This is a genomic window from Sanguibacter antarcticus, from assembly GCF_002564005.1.
GTDB lineage: Bacteria > Actinomycetota > Actinomycetes > Actinomycetales > Cellulomonadaceae > Sanguibacter > Sanguibacter antarcticus.
Genome location: NZ_PDJG01000001.1, coordinates 1,748,714 through 1,770,028, shown reverse-complemented (window position 1 = coordinate 1,770,028; position 21,315 = coordinate 1,748,714). Strand labels below are relative to the sequence as shown.

Here is a 21,315-nt window from a genome sequence, read left to right as displayed (position 1 = left end):
GGGTCTCGTTGCTCGGATGGCTTGAGCACGTCTGCGGGTGAAGAAAAGCCGCTAATCGGACATCAGTGGATGAAGTCTTTGCCGTTCCTCGATCTCGGAAGCCCGTGCACGTAGCGTCGACGTGACCGCATCGTGGCTTCCCGACGTGCCACATGCTCTCTCACCTGCGCGGTCGTTGGCGAAAGGCGCTCATCCCATGCTCCACCCCGCTGCTGCGCGGTCCACGGTCGTTCACCCGGCGCTACGGACATTGTCCGCACGCCTCGTCGCGCTCGTCACCGCTTTCGCGTTGGCGGTGCTCGGAGCTCTGGTGGTCGCGCCGGCCGCCCACGCGGACGGGGTCCTGGAGTTCACCGCATCGATCGATGCACCGGCATCCTCGCTCCAAGGAGCGCCGATCGAGGTGACGCTGACGGCACAGAACCCGGGCGCGACGCCGGCATACAACACGTCGTTCCGGCTGGTGCTGCCGGCGGGGGTGTCGTTCGGGACGTCGACGCCGGGCGCAACGTCGTCGACACCAGGGCCGGGTGCGGGCGAGACGACGGTCGTGTGGGAGAACGTCTCCGACCTGCTGGGGGGCACGCCTGGTCCGCTCGTCTCGCTGCCGGTGACACTGAACGTGGCCGGGTCCGTAGCGCTCGGCGACATCACGTTGAACGGCCAGGCCTACGCGAGCACCGAGGCGCGCGACATGTCTGAGTTCGACGCCGCCGGGGTGGCGACCGGAGCCAACACTGCGTCGGAGCAGATCTCCGCTGTCGTCGCGCTGGTGCCGTTCACTGTCACCAAGGCGCTCGACACCGATGAGAACGAGCTCTTGCGTGGCGTTCACGAGCACCGCGCACGGGTCGACCTGACCCTCGACAACAACCTGGTCGCAGGATCCACCGACTTCGAGATCGTCGACTACATCCCGGCGGGCCTAGAGTTCCTCGGTTGCGGTGAACCCGGCGTCGACGGCGACACTGACATCGACGGTGACAACTCGGCTGCCGGGACTGAGGAGTACGCGGGATCCGGACGTCTCAACGCTTCCTCGTTCGGCGTTGCTGCGGGCACCTGCCCGGAGCCGTCGTCCGTCGTGACGCAGACTCTCGACCCCGACGGGCCTGCGGGGCCGCTGCCTGACGCTGTCTACACCGTCGTCACGTGGAGCAGCGCGGCTCTCGGTACGGCTGCTGGGACGAACCTCACTTCGGGCGGGGGCCTGGGCGCCGGTGGGTCGGCGACCATCTCCTATGTCGTCGGCATCCCGGAGAACGCGAACACCGACACCTTCGCCGGCACCGTCGACCAGGTGGGCGAGCAGGCCTCGAACCTCGACAACAACACCGGTGGCTCGACCATCGAGCTCGATGCCGACGAGCAGAGCGTGACCAATCTCGCGATCCTCACGGGCAGCTATGACGACCCGAACGCCGGTGGTGGAGTCCAGTCCTACTCAGACAGCGGCACCGAGCAGACCTATCTCGAAGACGTGTCGATCCACAAGACGGTTGACACGAGCGTCATCTCGCAGGGCCAGACCAGCACCTGGACGATGCTGGTCGAGGCCAGCGAGTACTCGACGGGAGCGACCGGGGTCGTCGTGACGGACACTGTCCCGGACGGCCTCCAGGTCACTGCCACCCGCCCGGCGGCCACGGTCGTCGAGCAGGCCGACGGTACGACGGTCGTCACCTGGGCAGGCGCCGCTGCGGACGACCTCTTGGCGAACGGCACCTCGACGTACGAGGTCGACACGCTCACCCGGAACTTCTATCGTGAGAACCTGGCCGACGACACCGGCAACCCGGTCCGTGCGAACGACGCGTGGACGAACGCCGTCGAGCTGCAGGCGCGCACCATCGACCGCGACGGTACGGACCGTGACGTGCAGGACTCGTCCTCCGCAGGGCAGTCTGCCGGCGCCATCGGGCTCGTGAAGACTGTCGCAGCGCCGACGGGCGGGGCGGGAACGTGCGGGGATGGATCAGGTCTCGGCTGGTCGTCGACGCCACCTGTCGGCGGGTTCGCTCCCGGTGACTACGTCTGCTGGAAGATCGACATCGTCACACCAGCTGGGCTCGACACCTCCAACGGGTCCCTCGTCGACTTCCTCCCGCCTGGCTACGTCTTCGTCAGCGCGGAGGACGGTGCGTCCAGCGCGATCACGTTCCCGACGCCGACGGTGGACGGGGCCGCAGTGACCTGGACCTTCGGTGCAGGCGACCGAGACCTCGTGAGCGGCTCGACCGGGTCGGTGGTCCTGCGGACGCAGGTCGTGGACGAGAGCGTCGCGCAGGACGGGGACGTCGTCGGAAACCTTGCCAAGCTTGCCTATGAGAACACCTCCGGTGACGTCTATCAGCTCCGGGACAGCGTCGACGTGAGCTGGGCAGAGCCGCAGCTGACGCTGGCGAAGTCGGTCAGCCCTGCTGGACCGGTTCTGGGCGGCGAGACGCTCACATACACGATCGAGGTGCTCAACGACGGTTCCGTCGCTGCGAACGACGTGGCGGTCCGGGACATCCTGCCCTCACAGCTTGCATGCACCGATGTCGTCGCCGCGAGCTACACGGTGACAGGAACCACCGCAACGACGCCGTTCAGCTGTGCGGGTGGTGTGATCGACGGGACCCTGGACGGTGTCCCCGCCAATGGTTCGGCAACGGTGGTCTTCACCGTCGTCGTGCCCGTGACAGCCGTCCCAGGAGCGACGCTGACCAACACTGCCGGCGTGCGCGCATATACCGGCGCGGCGAACGACGGGACCCCGTTCCCGTACGTTCCTGAGGACAACATCGACCCGACGGCGGTGCCGAACACGGGTCCCGCCGGAGACACGGCGGCAGTGGACATCGAGTCTGCGACGGTCGCCAAGTCGTACACGACCAACGTCGACGAAGCGGGCAACAGCCTGGCACGGGCGACCATCGGTGAGGTCGTCAGCTACACGGTGGTGACCACCCTCCCCGAGGGAACGACCCTCACTGACGCGACGGTGACAGACAGCATCGACTCCCAGCTCCTGCTCGACGAGTCGACGGTCGAAGGCGAGCTGACGGTCGGAGCGGGACTGTCTGCCTCGCTCCCTGTGGGCTGGACGATCGTGACGGATGCGGACGACATCACCGTGACGCTCCCGAGCCCCTACACGGTCCCTACCGGAGGGGCGGTCATCACGGTCACCTACGACGTGACGGTCAAGGACGTTGACGGACCTGTCGCGGGAGACAACGTGCCCAACAGGGCGTTCCTGACAGCGACCGGGATGTCGAACGTCTCGGACCGCGTGACCACAAGGATCGTCGAGCCGCAGGTCACGATCACCAAGACGGATGCAGACGTCGATGGCGTCGTCGATCCGGGCGACCTGATCGACTTCACTGTCACAGCCGGAAACGCCGCGGGCGCATCCACCGCGCACGACGTCGTGGTCGTCGACACGCTCCCGTCCTCGATGTCTCCGACCGACGGCGCGGGCACCGTTCTCACGGACGGTGATTCCGTCCCGAGCGGGGGCCTCTGGGACAGCTCTGCTCGGACGCTGACGTGGACCTCGGTCGCCACCCTGGCACTCGAGACGATCGATCCTGGATCCACCGTCTCGCTCGCCTACGAGGTGAAGGTCGCCAGCCCGATCCCGGCTCCGACCGACTTCACCAACACGGCAGAGGCCACGACCCGGAGCCTCGACACGAGCGTCGCCGGGGAGCGTGGTCCCGGCGGGCTCAGCCCGACCAGGTATACCGCGAACGCTGAGGTGACCCTCGACGGCCCAGCGGCACCCATCACGAAGTCAGCAGACAAGACCGAGGCGACGATCGGCGAGATCGTCACCTACACGCTCGTGGGGACCATCCCGGCGAACGTGACGACCTTCGATGCGACGATCTTGGACACGCTGCCAGCAGGCATGGTCTTCGTGGACGCAGATCCTGCGGTGTGCACCGTGCCAGGGCCGGCGCCCACGCCGGCGTGCGGGCTTCCTGAAGGTCCGCAGGCATCGATCATCGCGCTTGCTCCCGATGGCCAGCAGGTTGGATGGTTCATCGGCGACGTCCAGACGTCGACGGCGTTCGATCGCCGGGTGACGATCGTCTACAGGGTTCGTGTCGCAGACGTGACAGCGGCCGCTGACGGTGCGACGCTGACCAACTCGGCAACGATCGACTCGAACCTCCTCGACACGGTCCTGACGACGCCCGTCGATGTGACCGACGTCCTTCCCTTCGACGTCGAGAGCGACCCTGTCGCCGTAGACGTCGGAGTCCTCGAGCCGCACGTCGTCCTGACCAAGGAGGTCGAAGACGACGGGAGCTGGCTCGAGTCTCGTCACATCGCGTCCGAGCAGACGGTGACCTACCGGGTCACCGTGACGAACGACGGCACCTCGGCGGCCAACAACGTGGTCGTCTCCGATGCCTTTGATGCGCGGATGACAGACTTCGCACTCACCCCTGGGCAGGGCGCGGTCGTGACCGCGACCTCCGACACAGACAGTGCGACGTTCACGCTCCTCGACCCGCTCGCGGTCGGTTCATCGGTGACGATCACGTACACGCTCACCGCCCCTGAGCTCGGCCCGGACGACGAGGTCGTCGGCCCTGAGGTCGTCAACACGGCGGACGCGACATACTCCTCGCTCCCGGGCACGCCTACGGGCGAGCGTCAGTACGACGACGTCGTCGAGGACACCGTTGGCCTCGAGGCAGACCTTGGCGTGATCGGTGACACCGTCTGGTTCGACCTCGACGGCGACTCCACGCAGAGCGCCTCGGAGCTCGGTGTCTCGGGCATCCCGGTGACCGTGTTCTCTGCAGGGCCGGATGGAAATCTCGGAACCCTTGATGACGTCGAGGTCTTCGCCGGAACGACGGACGCAGACGGCATCTACCTGGCCACGGGGCTCGACAAGGGGGAGTACTCCGTCGTCCTCGGAACGCTCCCGGCAGGGACGAGCGTCGTCTTCGACGAGGACGACGGGCGCGTGAGCCCGGACGGCCGGACCGAGGTGACTCTCACGGAGACAGCCCCCGAATATCTCGACGCCGACTTCGCCATCGCCGGCACGGGCACGGTCGGCGACCTGGTCTGGCTCGACTCGGACGGTGACGGGGCGCAGGCTGTCGACGGTTCCGAGCCCGGCCTGGCCGGGATCGGCGTCACCGTCCTCTGGCACGGTCCGGACGGCGACGTCACGTTCACGACGACCACCGGTCTGGACGGCTCGTGGTCCCTGCCTACCGTGCCGGCGGGTGACCTCACGGTCTCTCTCGACGCAGCGACCTTCCCGCTCGGTGTGACTCCCGTCTCCGAGCGGGACGCCACGGTCGACGGTTCGGTGGACCTGACCTTCGACGGCGTCGAAGACCTCGACTACGACTTCGGTCTGCGAGGCGCAGGCTCGCTCGGCGACCTCGTCTGGCTCGACGTCGACAGCGACGGCACCCAGGCGACCGACGGAACCGAGCCAGGTATCGCCGGCGCGACCGTCGAGGTCGTGTGGACGGCGCCGAACGGCGGAACAGGCGCCGTGTTCACGGTGACCACAGGTCCGGACGGCGAGTACGCCGTCGGGAACCTCCCGCTCGGTGACTACACCGTCGCGGTGATCTCGCTGCCGACGGCGCTCGCGCCGACGTACGACCTCGACGGCGGCGTCGACACCCCGAACGGGACGACCGTGGTTTCCCTGACGGAGCTGCGCCCCGACGAGCCGAACGCTGACTTCGGCTATGTTGCCGAGACCGGCGTGGGAGACACCGTCTTCCTCGACCTCGACGGGAACGGCTCAGAGGATCCGGGCGAGCCGGGGATCGCCGGTGTCGAGGTCACTGTGACCTCAGGTGGCCCGGACGGTCTGCTCTCGACGCCCGACGACAACCTCACGGTGGTCACGACGACCGACTCTGACGGGCACTACCAGGTTCTCGGTCTTCCGGCGGGGGAGACCCGTGTCGAGATCTCGGGAAGCCTGCCCGGCGGCCTGACACAGACCTACGACGCCGACGGCATCGGGTCGGTGGGCTCGAGCGAGACCGTCCTCCTGCTCGACGCCTTCAACAGTCTGCAGGACTTCGGGTATGTGGGTGCGAACAGCATCGGTGACCGGGTGTGGGTCGATGTCGATGCGGACGGTGTGCAGGACGCCGGAGAACCGGGCTTGCGTGACGTCACGGTCGAGATCCTCTGGCTCGGGCAGGACGGCGTCAGAGGTGGGGGCGACGACATCGTGTTCGTCGCGGTCACCGACGGCGACGGCAGGTATCTGGTCGGTGGCCTTCCTGACGGCAGCTACGAGGTAGCTGTCACGGGTGGTGTGCCGGCGGGCTATGACGAGAGCTTTGACGAGACCGGTCGGCTGGACCGGTTCTCTGTGGTCGACGGTCTGGGTTCGGACGGGCCTGAGGACTACCGCACTGCGGACTTCGGGTTTGCGGGGACGGGTGCTGTGGGTGGGACGGTCTGGTTGGAGCGGGCTGTGGATGGTGTGTTGGAGGTTGGGGTTGAGGTGGGGTTGCCTGGGGTTGTCGTCGTGGTGACGTGGGGTGGTCCGGATGGTGTTGTGGGTTCTGGTGATGATGTGGTGATCTCGGCGGTGACGGGTGCTGGTGGTGTGTGGTCGGTTCAGGACATGCCGCCGGGTGCGTTCACTGCGGTGGTGGATTCTTCGACGGTGCCGGCGGGGACGTCGGTGGTGTGGGACCGGTCGAACGGGGTGAGTGGTCCTGATGGTGTGTTCGTGGGGTCGTTGGGTGCTGGTGAGGTGATCTCGGACATCGATACGGCGGTCATGGGGACGGGGTCGATCGGTGATCTGGTGTGGGTTGATGTGAACGAGGACGGGGTGCGTGGTCCTGGTGACGTGGGTGCTCCTGGGGTGCGTGTGGTGGTGACGTGGCTGGGTGGTGATGGTGTGCTCGGTGGCGGTGATGATCTGGTCGTCGAGGTGCGTACCGATGCTGACGGCGTCTATCTCGTGGAGGGGTTGCCTGCGGGGGAGTATGTGGTGGCGTTCGACAGGTCGACGTTCCCGAAGGGGACGGTGGCGTACTCGGATCTTGATGGTGGTGATCTGTTGGTGGCGTCGGTGACCTTGGGGGCTGGGCAGGATCGTACGGACGTGGATCTGGTGCTGCGCTCGAGCGTGTTGGCTCTCACGGGTGCCACGATCGGTGGTGTCGTGGCGGTCGCGCTGATCCTTCTGGGCACGGGTGTGTACCTGCGCCGACGGGTCTGGGTCCTGGGAACCCGCACCGCCTGACACCCACCGTGGAGGGCCGAGGCGCGCAGCGCCGTCCGCCTCCATTGCCCCGCGTGAATTGTGTATTTGCGGGCGCTCTATGTGCGGCACGAGCAACACCTGGGGTGAACTAGAATATTCATCGAAGACTATCGGCGGTATCGACGGAAATGGAGAGCCACCAATGGCTGCGATGAAGCCACGGACGGGTGATGGCCCACTTGAGGTCACCAAAGAAGGGCGCGGCATCGTCATGCGCGTCCCCCTCGAGGGTGGCGGCCGTCTGGTTGTCGAGCTCAACGCGGTCGAGGCGAGCGAATTGGGCGAGGCGCTCAAAGCGGTCGTGGGCTGACGTTGCCTCCTCGGACTGTTCGAGCCTCGGTCGGTGACGCTGCGACAGCCGCGATCGGGCGTGATGTCCCTGAGGTCGTGGTCTCTCGCGGCCGGATCGCACAGTGTGTCTTCCTCGAAGACGGTGACGTCGATGCCATCGCTGTGGCAGTCGGCGCGCCCGTCGAAGGGGACGACGAGCTCCAGCCTCGTGCAGGTGCCGTAGACGCCTCGGCGCGGTACGGCATCGACCTTGCTGAGCTCGCTGAGCGTGCGTCGTTCACAGGTGCGGCCGGCACGAGCCACACGGTCGACCTCCCTCGCTCCCACGGCCGAGCCGTCGGTCCGCTCCCGTGGTCAGACCTGCCTCACCGCATCATCTTCGTGGGGACCGGGCACGGCTCGGCGCAAGACCTGCGCCGAGCAGGCGCGGCACTCGCACGCGCGACGGTGGGGCTCGGTCGGGTCGTCACGACGGTCGCAGCGGGCACGCAGACAGAGACTGCGCGCGGCTTCGTCGAGGGGTATCTCCTCGGCGCCTACCGGCAGCCCGCTCTCTCGCGCTCCGGCGCAGGGCCGCGCCCCGCACACCAGCTCGTCCTCCTCGGCTCGACTCCCGAGAGCGTGGTCGAGGCAGCGTCGCGCAGCGCGTGGGCCACGTGGCTCGTCCGCGACCTCACGTCCGTCCCGTCGAACATCAAGACGCCCGAGTGGTTCACGCGTCGCGTCACCGAGCTGGCTGACGCGGAAGGGCTCGAGTTGTCGGTCCGCGGTCCCGAGGAGCTGACCGCTGAAGGGTTCGGCGGCCTGCTCGCCGTCGGCAGCGGATCGGTCGACGGGCCGCGGCTCGTGACCGTCACCTATACGCCGTTCGAGGAGGAGCCCGCCCGCGGGTCGAAGCACGTCGTGGTCGTCGGCAAGGGCATCACCTTCGACACCGGTGGGCTCTCGATCAAGCCTCGTGAGGCGATGATCCCGATGAAGACCGACATGGCGGGAGCGGCGGTCGCACTCGCCGTCGTCGTCGGTGCGTCGCGTGCACGCTCCAAGCACCGGGTGACGGCAGTCCTGCCGCTCGCTGAGAACCACTTCGGAGCCAGCTCCTACCGTCCCGGTGACGTCCTCACGCTCCGTGGAGGAACGACCGTCGAGGTGGCGAACACCGACGCCGAGGGCCGGCTCGTTCTCGCGGACGCGATGGCGTACGCAGACGACTCGCTCGACCCGGACATCCTCATCGACGTCGCGACGCTCACCGGGGCTGCGAGCCAAGGTCTCGGCCGCGGGCACGGCGCGCTGTACTCGGCGGACGAGCGGCTTCTCGCCGGGTTCGAGGCCGCGGCTCAGGTGAGCGGGGAGAAGGTCTGGCACATGCCGCTGGTGGAGGAGTACCGGTCGGCGCTGAGATCGACCGTCGCGGACCTGCGCCACGTACCGATCGACGCGCCTGGCGGCGGGTCGATCACCGCGGCGCTCTTCCTCCGAGAGTTCGCGGGGGAGCGCCGGTGGGTGCACCTGGACATCGCCGGGCCGGCACGCTCGACGACGACGGCGCACGAGGTGCCCAAGGGCGCGACCGGCTACGGTGCGCGCCTCGTCCTGCGGTTCCTCGAGAAGCTGCGCTGACTCGTGCTGGCCGCCGCCCGCGCGACGTGTTCGCGGGCAGCGGGTCAGCGGCGGACAGCGACGAGCAGGCCGGTCCCTGAGGTCAGCAGCGCCGTGACGACCCGGTCGTCGTCACGGAGGTGACGGCCGACGTCTCGTACGGTCGTCGTCATCGCGTCACGGCGTGCGGGGTCGGCGACCTGCCCGTGCCAGAGGGCATCGTCGACCACGAGGACGCCGCCGGGCCGCAGCAGCCGCAGTGCCTGCTCGACGTAGGCGGGGTAGCTCTCCGTGTCGGCACCGATGAGCACGAGATCGTAGGCTCCGTCGGTCAGGCGGGGCAGGACGTCCAGCGCGCGGCCAGAGATCGCCCGGGCACGTGTCAGCCGGATGCCTGCCTCGACGAGCGCCTCTTTCGCAGCACGCTGGTGCTCCATCTCGATGTCGATGGTGGTGAGGACGCCGTCGGGCTGCATCCCGCGCAGGAGGTAGAGGCTCGCGACACCCGTCCCCGTCCCGATCTCGACCACGGAGCGGGCGGCCACCGCTGCAGCCAGGACGCTGAGCGCAGCACCAGCGCCGGGCAGGATCGACGAGCAGCCCAGCTGCGCGGCTCTCTCGCGGGCGCGCAGCAGGACGTCGTCCTCGTCGATGAAGTCTTCGGCGTACGCCCAACTCTGAGACGTGTCAGCGGAGATGGTGCCCTCCAGGGGTCGTGCGGTCGTCATGGTCTGAGCCGATGGTACCGCTGAGACCTGATCGAGACCGGACGACCGACCGGCGGTGTCCGCTCTGCGTGAATGTTCCGTCACGGAGGCGACATCACGCTGGCGATCCTGGGAGAATGGCGCGATGCGCGACTCTGACCATCCGGCCTCGTCCCTCTCTCCTGAGCCTGTGCGCGCCGCTGCGCCCGAGGCGGGAGCCCCCGCGTGGGAAGCGCCGAGCTGGGAGTCGATCGTTCAGGACCACTCCGCACGCGTGTACCGGCTCGCATACCGGTTGACCGGCAACCAGCACGATGCCGAAGATCTCACCCAGGACGTCTTCGTCCGCGTGTTCCGCTCCCTCAAGGGGTACACACCGGGCACCTTCGAAGGCTGGCTGCACCGGATCACGACGAACCTCTTTCTCGACCAGGTCCGACGCAAGCAGCGCATCCGCATGGACGCGATGGGGGAGAGCGACGTGCAGTATGCCGCGAGCGGTGAGCTGCACGATCCCGAGCGCGGCTACGAGCACGCCAACCTCGATCACGATGTCCAGCGTGCGCTGGACTCGCTGGTGCCCGAGTACCGCGCCGCTGTCGTGCTCTGCGACATCGAAGGGCTGTCCTACGAGGAGATCGCCGTCACCCTCGGTATCAAGCTGGGGACCGTCCGGTCGCGGATCCACCGTGCGCGGTCCCAGCTGCGGGTGCTCTTGGCGCACCGGTCACGTCGTCCAGCCGGTGACGTCACCGGGACGGGATCGCTCGCGCTCCTCGAGGCCCTCGCGACCGAGAAGGCCTCGTGAGCCCCCATCTCGGCTCGCAGGTGAGCGCTCTGGTCGACGGCCAGCTGGACGCGGCGGCGCGCGACCGGGCGCTCGTCCACGTGGCCGGGTGCTCGCGGTGTGCGGGTGATCTCGTGGCTGCGCGTGATGCACGACAGTCCCTCCGGGGGCAGCTGACCGAGGTTCTGCCGGCCCCGGAGCTTGTGTCGCGGCTCCTCGCGCTGAGCGTCGACGACGGGCCGGGCGCACAGCGGATCCCGTGCCCGCCGGGAGCGTCGTCCTCGTGGTCGGGCGAAGACCTGCCGCCCCGCTCGCTCGCGCTCTGCGGTGACCTTCGCGACGGTGGCCTGCCTCGGTGGGCCCGCGCGGGCGCGCTCAGCGCACTCGCAGTGACGGGGATCGCGGCAGCCGGTCTGTTCGTGCTCGGTGCGCGCCCTGTGGTCGTGCCGTCCCGCGCGACGACCGACGCGCTGTCTGTCCTGGCGTCCGCGCCGCTTCCGCTCCGATCGACCGACGGCCCGGCACCCGTCGTCCTGGAGATCCCGACGTCGGTCGGAGCAGCACCCACGGACGACGTCTTCGGGTGGTTGGGCGAGCACGGCTGGGAACGGCCGGCGACACTCCCCGACGGCGTCCGACTGACTCAGGTGCGGTTCGCCGGAGACAACGACGGAATCCTCGAGGTCGACCTCGAGAGCCCGCTCGGACGCGTGGTCGTGCGCGAGCAGAAGGGCAGGCTCGACTCGACCGCGCTCGACGGCACCGCGCAGAGCATCGGGGGCAACCCGGTCTATGTCGTCTCCGAGACGCCGGTCCACCTCGTGTGGCAGTCCTCGGACACCGTCATCGACGTCGTCTCGGAGATGGACCTCGAGGACGTGCTACAACTTGTCTCCACGTTCACCGTCGATGAGTTCGACACCGGATTCCAGGCGCGTGTCGAGCGCGGCTGGTCCACTCTGACAGGAGTCCTCTAGGTGCATGAGAACGCCCCCGAGGGCTTGGTCCCCGGGCACGGTCCTGTTCCCCCGCCTCCTGGTGACGACGCTGCTGTCCCGGTCGCCGCCCCGTCCAGCCAGGAGGCTCAGCTGCCGGAGCCAGACGGGTACCTCCCGGACGCCGACGCGTTCGTGCTTCCGTGGCAGCCGCTGCCCCGTCCTGCTCGGGAACCTGTGCGTGGGCTGGGGCCAGGTCTCGTGGTGGTCCTCCTCGTGGGAGCTCTCGTGGTCGGAGCGCTCGGCGGCGTGCTCGCACCCGTGGCGCTGGACGCGGTGGCGGGTCGTCCGGACGACGCGAGCCTTCCGACGGTCGTGCCGTCGGACGACCTCACCCGGCCGGACGGCTCGATCGCCGACATCGCGGCCACGGTCGCTCCGAGCGTCGTGTCGATCCAGGTCTCTGGTGCGGACGGTCAAGGAACAGGTTCCGGCTTCGTCCTGCGGGAGGACGGGTACATCCTCACGAACAACCACGTCATCGCCGGCGCGGTGCCCGACGGCCGGATCCGGGTGACGTTCGCCGACGGCACCGAAGACGACGCGACGCTCGTGGGGCGCACGGCGGACTACGACCTGGCGGTGCTGCGGGTCGAGCGCGAGGGCCTGGTCCCGCTGGTCCTGGGAGACTCCGACGGTGTCGTGGTCGGCGATCCTGTCATCGCGATCGGGGCACCCCTCGGGCTCGACGGGACCGTGACGTCCGGGATCATCAGCGCGCTCAACCGGCCTGTCTCGGCGGGGGACGTGACGGACACGGCCTTCATCAACGCGCTCCAGACCGATGCAGCGATCAACCCCGGCAACTCTGGTGGCCCGCTCGTCAACGGGGCCGGCGAGGTCATCGGCATCAACTCGGCGATCGCCCAGCCGCCAGGACAGCTCTCAGCGTCCGGGAGCATCGGGCTCGGTTTCGCCATCGGGTCCAACCAGGCACGCCGCACGGCGGAGGAGCTGATCGAGACGGGCGTCGCGAGCTACCCGATCATCGGCGTCCTCCTCGACTCGACGTACGACGGCGAAGGCGTCCGCGTGTCTGAGGACGACCAGGCAGGCCAGGCTGCGGTCACCCCCGGCGGGCCTGCTGACGGGGCCGGGGTCGAGTCGGGTGATGTGATCGTGTCGATCGACGGACGTCCTGTGACACAACCGGACGAGCTCATCGTCGCGATCCGTGCCAAGGCCCCCGGTGACACGGTCGTCCTGCGCGTACGCTCAGGGGGCGATGACCGTGACGTCTCGATCGTCCTCGACAGTGCGACGAGCAGCTAGCGGCGCGAGACCAGCCCACCCAGTGCCTGACGACGAGAAGTGGACGAACCGTGTTCGGAATCAACGGCGGCGAGCTCATCATCATCCTCGTCCTCGCAGTGCTCGTGATCGGGCCTGAACGGCTCCCCGGGTACGCGGAGCAGCTTGCGACCCTCGTGCGCAGGGGCAAAGGCTTCCTGGCCGAGGCCAAGGTCAAGGTCACCGAGGAGCTCGGCCCCGAGATCGGTGACGTCGACTGGGCCCAGCTCGACCCGCGCCGCTACGACCCGCGGCGCATCGTCCGAGACGCCTTGCTCGAGGACACAGTCCTCGATCCGCGGACCAAGAAGACGAAGACCGGTGCGGGTCCCGCCGGGGGAGCAGCCGCGGCGGCGACGGGCGTCGGACTGACGAAGGCTGCGGCGCGGCCTGCGCCTGAGCAGCGGCTCGAGGCCGGAGCGCCTGCCCCGTTCGACGCCGAGGCGACCTGATCCAGGGGCCCTGCCCAGCGGCGCGGAGCTGATTCGGTATTGACCGTCCTTGCTGCCAGAATGTGGGGATGGCCACCGATGCACCGCGTCCCAGGATCCTCTCCGGCATGCAACCGACCGACGACTCGTTGACGCTCGGAAACTACATCGGTGCTCTCACCCAGTGGGTGGCCCTCCAGGACTCCTACGACACGCTGTACATGATGGCCGACCTGCACGCGCTGACGGTCAACCCCGACCCGGTGAAGCTGCGCGAGCGCACACGCCGGACCCTGGCCCAGTACCTGGCCGGTGGCGTCGACCCTGAGCGGTCGACCCTCTTCGTCCAGTCGCACGTGGCCGAGCACGCACAGCTCGCGTGGATCCTGTCGTGTCAGACGGGGTTCGGCGAGGCGAGCCGGATGACCCAGTTCAAGGACAAGTCTGCAAAGCAGGGGACCGAAGGCACGACTGTCGGGCTCTTCACCTATCCCGTCCTCATGGCGGCGGACATCTTGCTCTACGACGCGGCCCGCGTCCCGGTCGGAGAAGACCAGCGCCAGCACCTCGAGATCACGCGCGACCTCGCTGAGCGGCTCAACACGCGGTTCGGCGCGGGCACGGTGGTCGTGCCGGAGGCGCACATCGTCAAGGCGGTGTCGAAGATCTACGACCTCCAGGAACCGACGGCCAAGATGAGCAAGTCGGGGACAAGCAAGGGCACCATCTGGTTGCTCGACGACCCGGCCGTCTCCGCGAAGAAGATTCGCTCGGCCGTGACCGACGCCGGCTCGGAGATCCGCTTCGACCCGGCGACGAAGCCTGGCGTCTCGAATCTGCTGACCATCTTCTCCTCCCTCACGGGCCAGACGGTCAGCGAGCTCGAGACCGAGTATGCGGGTAAGCAGTACGGCAACCTCAAGGTGGACCTCGCGGGCGTGATGGTGGACTTCCTCACGCCGTTCCAGGCCCGCGCGAACCAGTACCTGGCTGACCCTGCTGAGCTCGACCGGATCCTCGCACGCGGTGCTGAGCAAGCCAGGTCTGTCGCGCGAGAGACGATCGCCCGGGTCTACGACCGTGTCGGGCTGCTCCCTGCTGTGGTCGAACCCCGGTGAACGTCCCCGACCGTCGAGGCGACCAGCGCCGCGTGGGCATCGCTATCGAGGTGCCACCACCGTTCGGTCCGGAGCTTCAGGCTGCGCGCCAACGGTTCGGCGATCCCTTGGCTGCTCTCATCCCGCCGCACATCACGCTCCTCGGGCCGACGGTCGTCGAGCAGGAAAACCTCGACTCCGTCTACGCGCACCTTGCCGAGATCGCAGCGTCGTCACGGTCCTTCGTCGTCCACCTGCGGAGCTCGGCGACGTTCCGTCCGGTCTCGCCTGTCGTCTTCGTCCAGCTGGCGCAAGGGATCGTCGAGTGCGAGGCCCTCGAGCGTGCGGTTCGCTCGGGCCCGCTCGAACAGCCGTTGCGCTTCAACTACCACCCTCATGTGACCGTCGCTCACGAGGTGCCTGACACTGCTCTCGACGTGGCGTTCGACGAGATGGCCGACTTCGAGGCGACCTTCGAGGTGCATGCCATCTCCCTGTACGAGCACGGTGACGACGACGTGTGGCGTCCTGTGCGGGACTTCCCGCTCGGCTGACTGCTCCGTCCTCCACGAGCTGGAGACGACGAAGGCCCCCAGGCTCACGGGCCTGGGGGCCTTCGTCGTCGTGCAGGTGGTCAGAACGCGCGCGTGATCATCGCTCGCTTGACCTCTTGGATGGCCTTGGTGACCTCGATGCCACGAGGGCAGGCCTCGGTGCAGTTGAAGGTCGTGCGGCAGCGCCACACGCCTTCCTTGTCGTTGAGGATCTCGAGCCGCTGCTCTGCGCCGTCGTCGCGGGAGTCGAAGATGAAGCGGTGCGCGTTGACGATCGCCGCCGGACCGAAGTACTGGCCATCGGTCCAGAAGACCGGGCACGAGGACGTGCACGCGGCGCACAGGATGCACTTTGTGGTGTCGTCGAAGCGCTCGCGCTGCTCAGCAGACTGGATGCGCTCCTTGCTCGGCTCGTTGCCTGTCGTGATGAGGAACGGCATGATCTCGCGGTAGGACGCGAAGAACGGCTCCATGTCCACGACGAGGTCCTTGATCACAGGCAGACCCTTGATGGGTTCGACGGTGATGGGCTTGTCCGGGTTGACGTCCTTGAGGAGCGTCTTGCACGCGAGCCTGTTGCGGCCGTTGATGCGGACAGCATCCGAGCCGCAGACACCGTGCGCGCAGGAACGGCGGAAGGTCAGCGAGCCGTCGTGCTCCCACTTGATCTTGTGGAGCGCGTCGAGGACGCGGTCGGTCCCGTAGGCCGTGACCGTGAAGTCTTCCCAGTACGCTTCGTCGCCGTGCGACGACTCGGGAAGGTACCGGCGGAGCCGGATCGTGACCTCGAAGCTCGGGATCGCGCCCATCTCTGCCTGAGGTGCCTGTTCTATGGTTGCAGTCATCAGTACTTACGCTCCATCGGCTCGTACCTCGTCTGTGTGACGAGCTTTCCGCCCAGCACGACCTTGTAGTTCTCGAAGACGCTCTCTTCGGAGAAAGAGCCCTCGGTGCCGTCCGCGCTCACGACGGTGGTGTCGCCGATCGGTCGGCGGTACGCCATCGTGTGCAGCATCCAGTTCGCGTCGTCCCGGTCGGGGTAGTCCTCTCGGAAGTGTCCGCCGCGCGACTCCTTGCGGTTGAGCGCACCGATCACGACGACCTCCGCGATGTCGAGGAGGAAGCCGAGCTCGAGGGCCTCGAGGAGGTCGGTGTTGAAGAGCTTGCCCTTGTCCTGGACGGACACGTTCTCGTAGCGTGCCTGGAGCTCCCTGATGTCGGCGAGGGCCTGGCGCAGGGAGGTCTCGGTCCGGAACACCTGGGCGTTGAGGTCCATCGACTCCTGCAGTGCCGTCCGCAGGTCGGAGACGCGCTCGCCGGTCGGACGCTCGCGCATCTCGTCGAGCTGTGCAACGACCGCGGAGGTCGCGTTCTCCGGGACATCGAGGTAGTCGACCGTCTTGGCGTACGCCGCCGCGGCCCGCCCGGCGCGCTTGCCGAACACGTTGATGTCGAGGAGCGAGTTGGTGCCGAGACGGTTCGACCCGTGGACGGACACGCACGCCACCTCACCGGCTGCGTACAGGCCGCGGACGGTGTCAGTGTTGTTGCGCAGGACCTCGGCGTCGACGTTCGTCGGGATGCCACCCATCGCGTAGTGCGCGGTGGGGTAGACGGGGATCGGTTCCGTGTAGGGCTCGATGCCGAGGTACGTGCGCGCGAACTCGGTGATGTCAGGGAGCTTGGCGTCGATGTGCGCGGGTTCCAGGTGCGTGAGGTCGAGCAGGACGTAGTCCTTGTTCGGTCCGCACCCACGACCTTCACGGACCTCGAGCGCCATCGAGCGGGCGACGATGTCGCGCGGGGCCAGGTCCTTGATGGTCGGGGCGTAACGCTCCATGAAACGTTCGCCGTCGGAGTTGCGAAGGATCCCACCTTCTCCGCGGGCTGCCTCGGAGAGGAGGATGCCCAGGCCGGCGAGGCCTGTCGGGTGGAACTGGAAGAACTCCATGTCCTCGAGCGGGAACCCGCGCCGCAGGGCGAGCGCCATCCCGTCACCGGTGAGGGTGTGGGCGTTCGAGGTCGTCTTGAAGATCTTGCCGGCGCCGCCGGTCGCGATGATGACCGACTTTGCCTGGAACACGTGGATCTCACCGCTCGCGAGGTCGTAGGCGACCACGCCGGTGACGTTGACGGCCTCGCCGTCCGGGACGTGCCCGGCCGAGAGGTCGTGGTCGACGAGGAGGTCCAGCACGTAGAACTCGTTGAAGAACTCGACCTCTTGCTTGACGCACTGCTGATAGAGCGTCTGGAGGATCATGTGTCCGGTGCGGTCCGCCGCGTAGCAGGAGCGACGGACGGCCGCCTCGCCGTGGTTGCGGGTGTGCCCGCCGAAGCGGCGCTGGTCGATCTTGCCCTCAGGCGTGCGGTTGAACGGCAGGCCCATGCGCTCGAGGTCGAGGACCGCCTCGATCGCTTCCTTGGCCATGATCTCGGCAGCGTCCTGGTCGACGAGGTAGTCGCCACCCTTGACGGTGTCGAACGTGTGCCACTCCCAGTTGTCTTCTTCGACGTTGGCCAGCGCGGCGCACATCCCGCCCTGCGCAGCACCCGTGTGCGAGCGCGTCGGGTAGAGCTTGGAGATGACGGCGGTGCGCACCTCGCCGGATGACTCGAGGGCGGCGCGCATGCCTGCGCCGCCCGCGCCGACGATGACGACGTCGTACTGGTGGGTTTGCATCGTGGGCGATGCCTCCTCGAGGCGAGTAGGAAGGTGGGTCAGGCCGTGCAGATGGACGGCAGCAGGTCTGCCGGAGCGCCGGCCGGGCACGGGGTGAACGTGAAGATCACGAGCGTGCCGAGCACGGTGACGAGGACGAACGCCACGTAGAGCGAGAGCTTGAGCGTGAGCCTGACGGCGGGGCGCTCGGCGTAGTCGTTGATGATCGTCCGCACGCCGTTGGTGCCGTGGGTCATCGCCAGCCAGAGCATGAGGAGGTCCCAGAGCCGCCAGAACAAGGAGGTCCACTTGCCACCGACGAACGCGAAGTCGATCGCGTTGACGCCCTCGCCGACCATGAGGTTGACGAAGAGGTGACCGAAGATCAGGACGAGGAGCACGGCGCCTGAGGCGCGCATGAAGACCCAGCCGTAGAGTTCGAAGTTCGAGCGGCTGGCCGCGTTCCGCTTGTAGGAGTCACGCGGGTTCGCGATCGTTGGTGCCGAGCTCATCAGTTCCCCCCGAAGACGTGCATGAGGTGGCGCGGCAGGAACCCGGCCATGGTCACGACGAAGAGGCCGACGACGACCCAGAGCATGACGCGCTGGTACTTAGGACCCTTGACCCAGAAGTCGACCAGGATGATGCGGATACCGTTGAAGGCGTGGAACACGATCGCCGCGACGAGGCCGGCTTCGCCGAGTCCCATGACGGGGGTCTGGTAGGTACCGATCACCGCGTTGTAGGCCTCGGGCGAGACTCGCACGAGCGCGGTGTCCAGCACGTGGACGAGCAGGAAGAAGAAGATCAGCACGCCGGTTACGCGATGCGCAACCCAGGACCACATACCTTCGCGGCCGCGGTACAGCGTGCCAGCAGGTGCACTGGGCACTTTGGCGCCTCCTGTGGCGAGTCAGGGGGGCGGAACTAGCGAGTCCGGTGCTCCCGTTGAAGTTCCAGGCATCGTTGCCCAGACCGTTTGTCACTGTTCACTCTAGTGAGTGTTCGGTGGTGGTTGCGCCCGGGCGGACCTCCTTCGGCAGGTGTGTTTCCGTTTTGTGACGCAATCCACAGGCGGTTCGTTGTTTATGCTCAGAGGTATGTCATCGACCTCCTCCGCCCGTGTGCCCAACTTCTATGCGGTCATCCCGGCTGGCGGAGCGGGGACGAGGCTCTGGCCGCTGTCGCGCTCCGGTGCGCCGAAGTTCCTCCATGACCTCACCGGATCCGGTCGCTCGCTCATCCAGGCGACCATGGACAGGATCGTGCCTCTGGCCGGAGAGTCCGGGGTCGTCGTCGTCACGGGTGTCGCGCACGTCGACGCCGTGAGCGCGCAGCTCCCCGAGATCGATGCGCAGAACCTCCTTGCCGAGCCGTCGCCGCGAGACTCGATGGCTGCCATCGGTCTTGCTGCCGCGGTGCTGTCAGAGCGTCACGGCGACGTCGTCATCGGGTCGTTTGCGGCGGACCAGGTCATCGCGGGCAAGGAGTCCTTCGAGCAGGCCGTCCGCGAGGGGGTCCGAGCCGCCGAGGAGGGGTACGTCGTGACGATCGGCATCGCGGCGTCGCGGCCGTCCACCGCGTTCGGGTACATCCACAGCGGCGAGCCGCTCGGGCTCGAGGGCGCACAGAGCGCGCGGCACGTCGTCGGCTTCACGGAGAAGCCCGACGCGACGACTGCACAGCGGTACCTGGCGACGGGGGAGTACCGCTGGAACGCGGGGATGTTCATCACGCGGGTGTCCGTGCTCCTCGACCACCTCGCGACCCAGCGTCCGACGCTGCACGCCGGGCTCCGGACCATCGCCAAGGCCTGGGACACGCCCGAGCGTGACGAGGTTCTCGCAGAGGTCTGGCCGGGCCTCGAGAAGATCGCGATCGACCATGCGGTGGCCGAGCCGGTGGCGGACGCGGGCGGCGTGGTCGTCGTGCCCGGCAACTTCGGCTGGGACGACGTCGGCGACTTCAACTCCCTCGCGGCGCTCCTGCCCGCAGCCGACGAGTCGGGGTCGAAGGTCCTGGGCGACGCGGGCTCAGTCGTGCGGGTGCAGAGCGCCGGCTCGGTGGTCGTCCCCGCGAGCGGTCGTGTGGTGACGATCCTCGGGCTGGACGACGTGGTCGTGGTCGACACCCCGGACGCGCTCCTCGTCACGACACGTGCCCGGGCGCAGCAGGTCAAGGACATCGTGACCGAGCTGCGCGAGCGCGGGATGGAAGAGCTGCTGTGAGCTCGTCCGTCACGGCCGAGCGCATCAGAGGGCTCGTCGACGGGTTCCACGACGAGCTCGTCGAGATCCGTCGTGACCTCCATGCTCACCCGGAGACTGCGCGCACCGAGACCCGGACGACCGCGCTCGTCGCGGACCGTCTCCGGCGCGCGGGCCTCGAGCCTCGCTTGCTGACCGGCACGGGGCTCACGTGCGACATCGGCCCCAGCGCTGCGCTGACCGGTCAGCGCAGGCTAGCGCTGCGCGCGGACATCGATGCGCTGCCGCTCGCTGAGACGTCCGGCGTCCCGTTCGCGTCGACGGTCCGTGGCGTCGCGCACGCCTGCGGGCACGACGTCCACACGACGATCTTGCTCGGCGTCGGCCTCGTCCTCGCCGAGCTGCACTCCGCAGGTGATCTGAACCGTGCAGTCCGCCTGATCTTCCAGCCGGCCGAAGAGGTCCAGCCCGGGGGAGCGCTCGATCTCCTCGACCAGGGCGTGCTCGACGGCGTGGGCGAGATCTACGCGCTGCACGTCGACCCGAAGGTCGACGTCGGGACCATCGGCACCCGGATCGGTCCGATCACGTCCGCGTCAGACGAGGTGACGGTGACGGTCACGTCGAGCGGAGGGCACACGTCTAGGCCGCACCTCACCGGTGACGTGGTGTTCGCGCTCGGTCAGGTGATCACCCAGGTGCCCGCGATCCTCGGACGGCGTCTCGACCCACGATCCGGGGTCAACCTCACCTGGGGTGCCGTGCACGCGGGGGCGGCCCACAACGCGATCCCGACGACGGGCACGGCCAAGGGAACCCTGCGGTGCCTCGACGTACGCGCCTGGGAGCACGCCGCACAGGTCCTCCATGATGCTGTCGCGCAGGTCGCCGAGCCGTACGGCGTCGAGGTCGAGGTCCACCACCAGCGCGGGGTGCCGCCCGTGGAGAACGACGGCCGCTGCACAGGTGTGCTCGAGGCGGCGGCGCACGCAGTGCTCGGTGACCGCTCGGTGGTCCTCACCGAGCAGTCTCTCGGGGGCGAGGACTTCGCCTGGTACCTCACGAAGGTGTCCGGAGCGCTGGCCCGTCTCGGGACACGGTCGCCGGGCGGGCACACCTTCGACATCCATCAAGGAGACCTGCAGATCGACGAGACGGCGATCTCGGTGGGGGTGGCGCTGCTGTCACGGGTCGCCACGAGCGGCGGGGTCCTCAAACCTCGAGAGGATGCCACGGCGACCGTCCGCGACGCTCGAGCACCGTAGATCCCGAGGCGTGGACCCCCAAGTCCCAGGGATCAGACCGAGGTTTGCGCTTTGGTAACGAAGCGACGCTGTTACGCCCTAGTAACCTCGACGTGACCGAACGAACCGTATTCTCGTGGGAACACGACCCGTCCGACCGCTAGCCAAGGGCACTCGC

The 21,315-nt window shown here is 68.0% G+C and carries 16 protein-coding genes; 11 read left to right on the top strand and 5 right to left on the bottom strand.

The genetic code is table 11. The annotated features are described in order from the left end of the window. Positions 1-196 precede the first annotated feature (196 nt). From ATL42_RS08075 to ATL42_RS08065, 3 genes are all read left to right on the top strand, one after another. Entirely contained in the window at positions 197-7,252 is a 7,056-nt protein-coding gene (locus ATL42_RS08075; protein WP_098454908.1) for an SdrD B-like domain-containing protein, read from the top strand. 163 nt (positions 7,253-7,415) lie between these two features. Next, positions 7,416-7,583 (top strand): DUF3117 domain-containing protein, encoded by a 168-nt coding sequence (locus tag ATL42_RS08070; protein ID WP_082543807.1) that lies wholly within the window; start codon positions 7,416-7,418, stop codon positions 7,581-7,583. Between the two features lie 77 nt (positions 7,584-7,660). Next, positions 7,661-9,187: a leucyl aminopeptidase family protein gene (locus tag ATL42_RS08065; protein ID WP_245862299.1), complete on the top strand. Its 1,527-nt coding sequence runs from the start codon at positions 7,661-7,663 to the stop codon at positions 9,185-9,187. Positions 9,188-9,231: 44 nt separating this feature from the next. Here the strand turns inward: ATL42_RS08065 and ATL42_RS08060 are convergent, their stop codons facing one another. Further along, entirely contained in the window at positions 9,232-9,864 is a 633-nt protein-coding gene (locus tag ATL42_RS08060; RefSeq protein WP_281254317.1) for an O-methyltransferase, read from the bottom strand. A 154-nt stretch (positions 9,865-10,018) separates the two neighbouring features. On the opposite strand from ATL42_RS08060, the gene sigE reads away from it, so the two are divergent. The 6 genes from sigE to ATL42_RS08030 all read left to right on the top strand — a co-directional run bounded on the left by sigE (position 10,019) and on the right by ATL42_RS08030 (position 15,027). After that, a complete protein-coding gene (sigE, locus tag ATL42_RS08055) occupies positions 10,019-10,681 on the top strand; it encodes an RNA polymerase sigma factor SigE (RefSeq protein ID WP_098454906.1) in 663 nt (220 codons plus the stop codon). Continuing rightward, positions 10,678-11,637 carry an anti-sigma factor family protein gene (locus ATL42_RS08050; protein WP_098454905.1) on the top strand — a complete coding sequence of 320 codons (960 nt, stop codon included), beginning with the start codon at positions 10,678-10,680 and terminating at the stop codon, positions 11,635-11,637. Before sigE ends, ATL42_RS08050 begins: the two co-directional genes overlap by 4 nt. Continuing rightward, positions 11,638-12,927 (top strand): S1C family serine protease, encoded by a 1,290-nt coding sequence (locus tag ATL42_RS08045; protein WP_098454904.1) that lies wholly within the window; start codon positions 11,638-11,640, stop codon positions 12,925-12,927. A 50-nt stretch (positions 12,928-12,977) separates the two neighbouring features. Next, on the top strand, positions 12,978-13,397 hold the full coding sequence (locus tag ATL42_RS08040) for a twin-arginine translocase TatA/TatE family subunit (RefSeq protein WP_098454903.1): 420 nt from the start codon (positions 12,978-12,980) through the stop codon (positions 13,395-13,397). A 68-nt stretch (positions 13,398-13,465) separates the two neighbouring features. Further along, a complete protein-coding gene (trpS, locus tag ATL42_RS08035; protein ID WP_098454902.1) occupies positions 13,466-14,494 on the top strand; it encodes a tryptophan--tRNA ligase in 1,029 nt (342 codons plus the stop codon). Beyond that, on the top strand, positions 14,491-15,027 hold the full coding sequence (locus ATL42_RS08030) for a 2'-5' RNA ligase family protein (protein WP_098454901.1): 537 nt from the start codon (positions 14,491-14,493) through the stop codon (positions 15,025-15,027). Before trpS ends, ATL42_RS08030 begins: the two co-directional genes overlap by 4 nt. 80 nt (positions 15,028-15,107) lie before the next feature. On the opposite strand, the gene ATL42_RS08025 is transcribed toward ATL42_RS08030, so the two are convergent. Genes ATL42_RS08025 through sdhC form a run of 4 tightly spaced genes read right to left on the bottom strand, consistent with a single transcriptional unit; the run spans position 15,108 to position 18,578 of the window. Continuing rightward, positions 15,108-15,872 carry a succinate dehydrogenase iron-sulfur subunit gene (locus ATL42_RS08025; RefSeq protein ID WP_098454900.1) on the bottom strand — a complete coding sequence of 255 codons (765 nt, stop codon included), beginning with the start codon at positions 15,870-15,872 and terminating at the stop codon, positions 15,108-15,110. After that, positions 15,872-17,707 carry a succinate dehydrogenase flavoprotein subunit gene (gene sdhA, locus ATL42_RS08020; RefSeq protein ID WP_098454899.1) on the bottom strand — a complete coding sequence of 612 codons (1,836 nt, stop codon included), beginning with the start codon at positions 17,705-17,707 and terminating at the stop codon, positions 15,872-15,874. Before sdhA ends, ATL42_RS08025 begins: the two co-directional genes overlap by 1 nt. Positions 17,708-17,745: 38 nt before the next feature. Beyond that, on the bottom strand, positions 17,746-18,198 hold the full coding sequence (locus ATL42_RS08015) for a succinate dehydrogenase hydrophobic membrane anchor subunit (protein ID WP_098454898.1): 453 nt from the start codon (positions 18,196-18,198) through the stop codon (positions 17,746-17,748). Beyond that, positions 18,198-18,578, bottom strand: a complete 381-nt coding sequence (sdhC, locus tag ATL42_RS08010) for a succinate dehydrogenase, cytochrome b556 subunit (RefSeq protein ID WP_098454897.1) — start codon at positions 18,576-18,578, stop codon at positions 18,198-18,200. The genes ATL42_RS08015 and sdhC overlap by 1 nt, the downstream gene beginning before the upstream one ends. A 208-nt stretch (positions 18,579-18,786) precedes the next feature. Between sdhC and ATL42_RS08005 the strand changes: the two genes are divergently transcribed. Continuing rightward, a complete protein-coding gene (locus tag ATL42_RS08005; RefSeq protein WP_098454896.1) occupies positions 18,787-19,914 on the top strand; it encodes a mannose-1-phosphate guanylyltransferase in 1,128 nt (375 codons plus the stop codon). Further along, the gene (locus tag ATL42_RS08000; RefSeq protein ID WP_098454895.1) at positions 19,911-21,158 is read left to right on the top strand and encodes an amidohydrolase; all 1,248 of its coding nucleotides are present in this window, start codon (positions 19,911-19,913) and stop codon (positions 21,156-21,158) included. Before ATL42_RS08005 ends, ATL42_RS08000 begins: the two co-directional genes overlap by 4 nt. Positions 21,159-21,315: the final 157 nt, after the last annotated feature.

What these genes read in the sequence shown, in the direction of transcription:
- ATL42_RS08015 (WP_098454898.1), bottom strand. Translation starts at nt 18,198, where the DNA reads ATGAGCTCGGCACCAACGATCGCGAACCCGCGTGACTCCTACAAGCGG.
- ATL42_RS08075 (WP_098454908.1), top strand. Translation starts at nt 197, where the DNA reads ATGCTCCACCCCGCTGCTGCGCGGTCCACGGTCGTTCACCCGGCGCTA.
- sdhA (WP_098454899.1), bottom strand. Translation starts at nt 17,707, where the DNA reads ATGCAAACCCACCAGTACGACGTCGTCATCGTCGGCGCGGGCGGCGCA.
- ATL42_RS08025 (WP_098454900.1), bottom strand. Translation starts at nt 15,872, where the DNA reads ATGACTGCAACCATAGAACAGGCACCTCAGGCAGAGATGGGCGCGATC.
- ATL42_RS08070 (WP_082543807.1), top strand. Translation starts at nt 7,416, where the DNA reads ATGGCTGCGATGAAGCCACGGACGGGTGATGGCCCACTTGAGGTCACC.
- ATL42_RS08005 (WP_098454896.1), top strand. Translation starts at nt 18,787, where the DNA reads ATGTCATCGACCTCCTCCGCCCGTGTGCCCAACTTCTATGCGGTCATC.
- trpS (WP_098454902.1), top strand. Translation starts at nt 13,466, where the DNA reads ATGGCCACCGATGCACCGCGTCCCAGGATCCTCTCCGGCATGCAACCG.
- sigE (WP_098454906.1), top strand. Translation starts at nt 10,019, where the DNA reads ATGCGCGACTCTGACCATCCGGCCTCGTCCCTCTCTCCTGAGCCTGTG.